Source organism: Roseibium sp., assembly GCF_050301095.1.
Taxonomy (GTDB): Bacteria; Pseudomonadota; Alphaproteobacteria; order Rhizobiales; family Stappiaceae; genus Roseibium.
On sequence record NZ_JBNKYW010000178.1, the window covers coordinates 1 to 7195 of the forward strand.

The 7195-nt window shown below is 61.7% G+C and carries 9 protein-coding genes; 2 read left to right on the top strand and 7 right to left on the bottom strand.

The annotated features are described in order from the left end of the window. Window positions 1–86 precede the first annotated feature (86 nt). Genes ACQY7U_RS16785 through ACQY7U_RS16815 form a run of 7 tightly spaced genes read right to left on the bottom strand, consistent with a single transcriptional unit; the run spans window position 87 to window position 4900 of the window. The gene (locus tag ACQY7U_RS16785; protein ID WP_428646660.1) at window positions 87–692 is read right to left on the bottom strand and encodes a glutathione S-transferase family protein; all 606 of its coding nucleotides are present in this window, start codon (window positions 690–692) and stop codon (window positions 87–89) included. Window positions 693–712: 20 nt separating this feature from the next. Beyond that, window positions 713–2425, bottom strand: a complete 1713-nt coding sequence (ureC, locus tag ACQY7U_RS16790) for an urease subunit alpha (RefSeq protein ID WP_428646663.1) — start codon at window positions 2423–2425, stop codon at window positions 713–715. Between the two features lie 35 nt (window positions 2426–2460). Further along, window positions 2461–2928, bottom strand: a complete 468-nt coding sequence (locus tag ACQY7U_RS16795) for a lysozyme inhibitor LprI family protein (protein ID WP_428646666.1) — start codon at window positions 2926–2928, stop codon at window positions 2461–2463. 5 nt (window positions 2929–2933) lie between these two features. Then, the gene (locus ACQY7U_RS16800; protein ID WP_428646669.1) at window positions 2934–3383 is read right to left on the bottom strand and encodes a lysozyme inhibitor LprI family protein; all 450 of its coding nucleotides are present in this window, start codon (window positions 3381–3383) and stop codon (window positions 2934–2936) included. Between the two features lie 17 nt (window positions 3384–3400). Beyond that, complete coding sequence (locus ACQY7U_RS16805; RefSeq protein WP_428646672.1) at window positions 3401–3706, bottom strand: urease subunit beta; 306 nt, start codon at window positions 3704–3706, stop codon at window positions 3401–3403. 19 nt (window positions 3707–3725) lie between these two features. After that, window positions 3726–4028, bottom strand: coding sequence for an urease subunit gamma (locus ACQY7U_RS16810; RefSeq protein ID WP_428646675.1), 303 nt, complete (start codon window positions 4026–4028; stop codon window positions 3726–3728). A 17-nt stretch (window positions 4029–4045) separates the two neighbouring features. After that, window positions 4046–4900, bottom strand: coding sequence for an urease accessory protein UreD (locus ACQY7U_RS16815; RefSeq protein ID WP_428646678.1), 855 nt, complete (start codon window positions 4898–4900; stop codon window positions 4046–4048). 348 nt (window positions 4901–5248) lie between these two features. Here ACQY7U_RS16815 and ACQY7U_RS16820 point away from each other — a divergent pair, with 348 nt between their 5' ends. Both ACQY7U_RS16820 and ACQY7U_RS16825 read left to right on the top strand, forming a co-directional pair. Then, window positions 5249–6646 carry a D-alanyl-D-alanine carboxypeptidase family protein gene (locus ACQY7U_RS16820; protein ID WP_428646681.1) on the top strand — a complete coding sequence of 466 codons (1398 nt, stop codon included), beginning with the start codon at window positions 5249–5251 and terminating at the stop codon, window positions 6644–6646. Window positions 6647–6819: 173 nt separating this feature from the next. Further along, the gene (locus ACQY7U_RS16825; RefSeq protein ID WP_428646684.1) at window positions 6820–6981 is read left to right on the top strand and encodes a hypothetical protein; all 162 of its coding nucleotides are present in this window, start codon (window positions 6820–6822) and stop codon (window positions 6979–6981) included. The last annotated feature ends 214 nt before the right edge of the window (window positions 6982–7195 follow it).

Consider the following 7195-nt stretch of genomic DNA (forward strand, 5'->3'; position numbering starts at 1 on the left):
TTCCCGGTCAAGTGTGATCCGGTCTGCGGGGTCGCCCTGCAGGTTTTCAGGCCACGCGCCCGAGGCATGGATTTTCCGAACGCGGATCATGACGTCGCGGTGGCCGTTGCCATCGCTGACAGGAAAGCCGGGCGTTCCCTCAGGCGTGTGAAATAGTCGTGTACCGGCCCCTCAACCGGCAGTTCGAACTTGGCGACCATTGCCCAGCCGAGGCAATTCCCGATGAGAATATCGGCGATCGTGAAGGTGTCGCCCATCACGTAAGGCCCGTCGCCAAGCCGCTGTTCCAGCGTTCTCAGGCCACGCGCGAATTCCATCTTGCAGACGTCCTTGATGGCCGGAACACGCACCTCCTCCGGGTGGATGAAACTGTTCTTGGCCGCCGTCCACAGCGCGCCTTCCAGAACGTCGACACCGAATTGGGTAAAACTGTCCTGCCTTGCCCGCTCCGGCGTTCCCGGGGGAAAGGTCAGTTTCCCGTGCTTGTCGGCAAGATAGGTGCAGATGGCGACGGATTCGGTAAGGACCGCATCTCCGTCAATCAGCACCGGAACCTTGCCGCACGGGTTGAGCGCCATGACCGTGTCCGAATGCGGCATGGCGGGATCCAGTTCGTAAGGTTCGCCAAGCTCTTCCAGCATCCAGATCACCCGCATGGCGCGGGTGCGGGGAAATCCGATGATCTTGTACATGCGCGTTCTCTCTCCGTACCCTAGAACAGGAAATAGCGCTGGGCCATCGGAAGGACATCCGCAGGCTCGCAGGTCAGCAGTTCCCCGTCGGCGCGCACTTCATAGGTTTCCGGATGCACGTCGATATGGGGCGTCGCGTCGTTAAGCACCATGGATTTCTTGGAAATGCCGCCGCGCGTGTTTTTAACCGGCAGCACGAGACTGTCGAGGCCTGCCTTGTCCTTGACGCCGGTATCGAGAGCTGCCTGCGAGACGAAGGTCACGCGGCTTGCCGTCATGGCCTTGCCGTAGGAGGCGAACATCGGCCGGTAGTGAACCGGCTGCGGCGTCGGAATGGAGGCGTTCGGGTCGCCCATAGGCGCGGAGGCGATCGAGCCGAGCTTCAAGACCAGCGCGGGTTTGATGCCGAAGAACTTCGGATCCCAGAGCACGAGATCGGCCAGTTTGCCCACCTCGACGGAACCGATGTGCTCGTCGAGGCCGTGGGCGATGGCCGGGTTGATGGTGGTCTTGGCCATGTAGCGCCGGACGCGGAAATTGTCGTTGTCGCCGGTTTCCTGCGCAAGGCGTCCGCGCTGAACCTTCATCTTGTGGGCGGTCTGCAGCGTGCGGATGATCACCTCGCCGACGCGGCCCATGGCCTGGCTGTCGGAGGAGATGATCGAGAAGGCGCCCATGTCGTGGAGAATGTCTTCCGCCGCGATGGTTTCCTTGCGGATGCGGCTCTCGGCGAAGGCGACGTCCTCGGGAATGTCCTTGTGCAGGTGATGGCAGACCATGAGCATGTCGAGATGCTCTTCCAGCGTGTTGACCGTGTAGGGCCGGGTGGGATTGGTCGAGGACGGGATGACGTTCATCTCGCCAACCACCTTGATGATGTCAGGCGCATGGCCGCCGCCGGCGCCTTCGGTATGGAAGGCATGAATGGTGCGGTTCCTGAAGGCGGCGGTCGTGTTTTCGACAAAGCCGCTTTCGTTCAGCGTGTCCGTGTGGATCATCACCTGCACGTCGTATTCGTCGGCGACGGACAGGCAATTGTCGATGGCCGCGGGTGTCGTGCCCCAGTCCTCGTGCAGCTTCAGGGCGGCGGCGCCCGCCAGGATCTGTTCTTCCAGCGCTGCCGGAAGCGAAGCGTTGCCCTTGCCGGCGAAGGCAAGGTTCATCGGGAAGCTGTCGGCGGCCTGCAGCATCCTTGTGATGTGCCAGGGGCCGGGAGTGCAGGTGGTCGCATTGGTGCCGGTGGCCGGACCCGTGCCGCCGCCGAGCATGGTGGTCACACCCGAGGTCAGTGCTTCTTCCACCTGCTGCGGGCAGATGAAATGAATATGGGCGTCGATCGATCCGGCGGTCAGGATCTTGCCCTCACCGGCGATCGCTTCGGTACCCGGGCCGACGATGATGTCGACGCCGGCCTGCACGTCCGGATTGCCCGCCTTGCCGATGCCGGCAATGCGGCCGTCCTTCAGGCCGACATCGGCCTTGACGATGCCCCAGTGGTCAATGATCAGCACATTGGTGATGACCGTGTCGACAGCACCCGCCGAGCGCGGTGCCTGGGACTGACCCATGCCGTCGCGGATTACCTTGCCGCCGCCAAACTTCACTTCATCGCCATAAGTGGTGAAATCCTTCTCCACCTCGATGATCAGATCGGTATCGGCAAGGCGCAGCCTGTCGCCGGTGGTCGGTCCGAACATGTCCGCATAGGCGGCGCGGGACATCTTGTAAGCCATTCGTGTCTCCAATCGGCGATCAGAAAGTCATCTTGTCAATTGCTGTAGTCCTCGACCGTGGCGTCGAGATCCTCGGTGCGTTTCATGGTGAGGACGATCAGGCAGTTCCGGTAAAGTTCCTGGCCCCGCGTGCCACCCCTGAAGGGGAAGCTGTAGGCGGTGCAATCCTTGTCGCTGTAGACCGTCCAGGCTTTCTGCGCTTCTTCCAGCGCGGCGGGGCTGCCCTTCAGGTGCTCGGGCAAATCGGCATCTATTTCGGTCAGCTTCGCATGCAGGCGGTCATAGGCAGCTATCATGTCGGCCTGTGCTGCCTTCAGGGCCTTTTCCGCACAATAGGTGCGCTCGGAATTGTTGAGCGGATAGCCGCAGTCGATGTCGGACTGAGCATCTTGCCGGGTGTTTTCCGGCTTGCTTTTCGGAGTGTTTTCCTGGGTCTGTGCGTCCGGAGCCGACACGGCGGCCATGAGAAAAACGGAGAGACCCGCAAGTCTGAGAGTACGCATCCGCATCAGTTGCCCAGACCTTCCGCCAGAAGTTTCAACTCATCGATGCGTTTGCTGGTCAGGTCCGACCGGCAGCCGTAGACCAGCATCGGTTCCATCGTGCCGCCCCTTGCCAGAAAGCCATAGGACTCGCAGGCCTTGTCGCGGTAGGGGATCCAGGCGCGCTGGGCGTCCCGGAGGGTGTTCGCCGCGCCCTTCAGGTCGTCCGGCAGATAGCCGTCTGTTTCACGCATCTTGGCCATGGCGGTCTTGTAGACCGCGTTCAGTTCCGCATCCGCCTTCTGCCAGTCCAGATAGGCGCACTGCGTCATCTCCGACTGGCTCATGGCGTTGTTGCAGTCGGGTTTGTCCTCCGCCAGGGCAGGGGTGCCCGTGATGGCGCAAAGGCCGACCGCCAGCATCATTTTCCTGAGACCGGAGCTTTTGCGGAACCGGGCCGCGATCCGTTTGCACATGACGTCACCTCCCCTTTTCACAGCTTGCCCATGACCTTCTGGTTGAAGCCATAGACGGTGCGATTGCCCTGAAACGGCACCAGTGTCACGGAGCGCGTCTGGCCCGGCTCGAAGCGCACGGCGGTTCCGGCCGGAATGTCGAGCCGCATGCCGCGCGCCTTGTCCCGGTCGAAGGACAGGCCCCCGTTGGTCTCGGCGAAATGGTAGTGGCTGCCCACCTGGATCGGCCGGTCACCGGTGTTGGAGACATCCAGCGTCCGCGTTTCCAGACCGGCATTCAGCTCGATTTCGCCCTCGGCGGGGAAGAGTTCTCCGGGGATCATGTCGTTCTCCTTGAACGGGTCAACGGATGGGTTCGTGAACGGTGACGAGCTTGGTGCCGTCCGGGAAGGTTGCCTCCACCTGCACGTCGTGGATCATCTCGGCAACGCCCTCCATCACCTGGTCGCGGGTCAGCACCTTGGCGCCTTCCGCCATCAGGTCTGCAACGGAGCGGCCGTCGCGGGCGCCTTCGACGACAAAATCGGTGATCAGCGCGATGGCTTCGGGATGGTTCAGCTTAACGCCCCGTTCCAGGCGGCGGCGGGCGACCATCGCGGCCATGGAAATCAGCAGCTTGTCCTTTTCTCGGGGGGTCAGGTTCACGTCAGGAATCCTCCAAATCAGCAATGCCAGACACGCGGCAGACCGGCTGCGCGGTACCGGGTCAAAAAACGTATCAGGGTGTTTCTGAGGTCGCGGCTGTCGTGCGAGACGAACCGCGCCACAAGCAGGCCGTTCCAGCTGCTCACCGCCGATTTTGTCGAGACGGAGGCCGCTTCGTCCATCGAGGCACGGGCAAGGGGCTCACGGTCTTCTGCATCGGGGGCGCAATCGACCAACGTTGCGAAGGCCAGGGCGCCGTTTCCGGTCGCCGGGCCCGCCAGGAATTTGTCAGGTGTGCCGTCCAGGCGGATGTCGTCGGCGAAGACGAGCCTGCCGCTGCGGCGGATGCGCCAGCGGTCGCGGAAGAAGACCGAATGGATTTTCTCGCCCATGGCCGTTCGGCCGAGAATGACGGTTTCCAGCATCATGAGCCGCGCATCCTCGCCGAGGTCCGCCTCCATCGAACGGGTGAGGCGGGAGGCGTCGAAGAGGATCGTTTCCTGGGGCAGCCATTCGAGGGTGGCACCCGCGCCGACCGCAAACCGCCCTGTCACTTCTGCGGAGCCGCCGGTGCTGCGATAGGCGCGTTCGGCGGTCTGGCTGGTCACGATTGCGTGTCCGGCGTCGCCGACGGCAACGTCGAAAGTCAGCCTGTCGCCGCCGGTCAGGCCGCCGGCCGTGTTGATCAGGACGGCCGTGCGCGGTTCGCCGTAGACCTTGGGCAGGCGGATTTTGGCCGACCCGCTCTGATAAAGATCCGCAAGCCGGGTGTCGCCGCCGGACACGCCAAAACGGACACGCGCAACGCCGTTCACACGTTGCATCGTATCGGCCGCAATGTCCGATTGTGATGCTGGGTCAGCATCATACATGGGCGTGGTGTCTCCCCGGTTCCCGCATTTTCTTTCTTCTTTAGCTCCCGGTCCTCACCTTGCGCCGAGGTGCTTTCGGGAGCAAGAAGAAGATGGGCTCCGCAATCTTAGCAAGTGCCGGGCCAAGGTCGAGGGGCAGAATGACGTAGGCCGACCAAACGAGAAAGCTCTTTCTTAACCGGTCGTTGTGCAGAATCCCGGCAGAAAGTGCCCGGAAACAGAGCAGTTGCCCGGAAGATCGGCATGGGACATTGCATGCGAAAGACTTGCTCTTGAGGGCATGTTCCGGTTTTTTAAGGGGCACTCGTTAGATTTTGCGTAAAGAACCGACTTTTGCGGGAAACCCTGATGTTCGATAGTCCGATTGCCCGCCTGACTTGCCTATGCCTGCTGGCAGCGGTCCTTACCCTGGGACTGGCGCTGCAACCGGCGCGGGCGGATATCGGTGCCTATGTCCTGGTGGATGCCAGGACGGGCGCGGTGGTCGACCAGAAGAATGCGACCCGCAAATGGTATCCGGCCTCCCTCACCAAGATGATGACCGCCTACGTCACCTTCAAGGCGATCCAGGAAGGCCGGGCCTCGCTCGATTCGGCGGTGGTGCAGTCCAAGAATTCCGCTTCCGAACCGCCGAGCAAGATGGGCTTCAAGGTCGGTACGCGGTTCACAGTCGATACGGCGCTGAAGATCATCCTGATCAAATCGGCAAACGACGTCGCCGTTGCGCTCGCCGAAGCGATCGGAGGCTCCGAGCCCAACTTCATTGCGATGATGAATGCGGAAGCCAAAAGGCTGGGTCTCAGCAATACGCGCTTCGTCAACCCGCACGGTCTGCCGGACAACCGGCAGGTGTCGACGGCCAGGGACCTGGCCATTCTCGCCATGGCTCTGCGCAATGATTTCCCCGAGTCCCGCAAGTTTTACAATCATCCCGGGATACGCTTCGGCAAAAAGACGCTGCGTTCCGCCAACCGTGAATTCCTGTTGCGCGTGCCGGGCGCCAACGGCATGAAGACCGGCTATGTCTGCAACTCCGGATACAACGTCGCCGCGTCCGTCACCCGGAAGGGCCGGACGCTGATTGCGATTATTCTGGGGGCGGCATCCGGTCTGGAACGCACCGCCTTTGCGCGCCAGCTCTTTGATGAAGGCTTCCGCAAAGGCAATCGAGGCAAAGCGGTTGCCGGCCTGTCGGGAACCTCCGGTAATCCGCCCGCCGACGGTTATTGCCGGCGCAACAAGAGCCCGGGACCGAAGGGCTACATGGCCCGCTTCGACACGCAGAACAAGACCCGCGGCGGCTTCCTGTTCTTTGCCAAGGCCGACAAGGAAGAGGAAATCGACGACAGCGGCTTCACGCTGGCCAACGGCAAGCCGGACTGGAACAAGATCCTCGACCGCACGCTTGGCCCGCGCCGTGTCGCCTACCGGCCTCTGGTGGTGGGCCTCGGCAATCCCAAGGGAACGCCTGCGGTGAGTGCAAGCACGTCTGGGCTCGTGGAAATAACCGGCGATACCATTTCCGTCGAAGACATTCCCCTGCCGGCCGCCAATCCCGTGCGCCGCGCGGAAATCGAGATCCGCAACAAAATGCAGCAAACCACCGCATCGGCTGCCGCCATTCCGCAAGCCGCGGATTCCAGCCAGGGAGATTCCGAGGAAACCCAACAGGTTGCCCCCGGATCGATCTTCCGCAAGGGTCTCGATTTTTCCGTTCCCGTTCCCGCTCCAAGCCCGCGCAAGTAATCCCCCGGATCTTTTTCCGCGCCCCCGGGATTTAACAGTTTGTTTACGCTGTTCCTTAACACTGCAGTAAGCATTCTGCTGTCTATGACCGGTCGCCTGCAGATCGTGCGGGTCCGTCCCTTGGGTCATTTTCGGACGGAATACAGCCGGGACAAGGATCGAGAGATCGCATCATGATGGAACCGAGATCAACCGCCACCATTCGGGCTCTCGCCAGCCTGGCAGAACTGTCCGCCAACCAGCTTGAGGAAGGCGTTTCGGTCGAAGAGGTCATCGCGACTCTCCGAAAGGCGGCCGAAGCGGTCCGCACCGTCGTCGATACGGATGAGGAATAATTGTCCGGCCTGCTGGAACATGCCTGCAGCCCAGCGATAGAGAGAAACCCCCGATAAAGATGAAAATGCCACAATCGAAAGTGGTGTGCCCTCACATCAACCGGATAAAGGACGCATGTTCATGAATGAAATCGAGTATAGAGGCTTAGACGACGAAAGCCGCCAGATGGTGGTGGAGACGGTGCGTCAGCTTTCCAAAAAGCTGCTGACCAAG

Bases quoted from the DNA above. Each gene is read 5' to 3' on its own strand.
- ACQY7U_RS16785 (WP_428646660.1), bottom strand. From the start codon at position 692: ATGTACAAGATCATCGGATTTCCCCGCACCCGCGCCATGCGGGTGATC.
- ureC (WP_428646663.1), bottom strand. From the start codon at position 2,425: ATGGCTTACAAGATGTCCCGCGCCGCCTATGCGGACATGTTCGGACCG.
- ACQY7U_RS16795 (WP_428646666.1), bottom strand. From the start codon at position 2,928: ATGCGTACTCTCAGACTTGCGGGTCTCTCCGTTTTTCTCATGGCCGCC.
- ACQY7U_RS16800 (WP_428646669.1), bottom strand. From the start codon at position 3,383: ATGTGCAAACGGATCGCGGCCCGGTTCCGCAAAAGCTCCGGTCTCAGG.
- ACQY7U_RS16805 (WP_428646672.1), bottom strand. From the start codon at position 3,706: ATGATCCCCGGAGAACTCTTCCCCGCCGAGGGCGAAATCGAGCTGAAT.
- ACQY7U_RS16815 (WP_428646678.1), bottom strand. From the start codon at position 4,900: ATGTATGATGCTGACCCAGCATCACAATCGGACATTGCGGCCGATACG.
- ACQY7U_RS16820 (WP_428646681.1), top strand. From the start codon at position 5,249: ATGTTCGATAGTCCGATTGCCCGCCTGACTTGCCTATGCCTGCTGGCA.
- ACQY7U_RS16825 (WP_428646684.1), top strand. From the start codon at position 6,820: ATGATGGAACCGAGATCAACCGCCACCATTCGGGCTCTCGCCAGCCTG.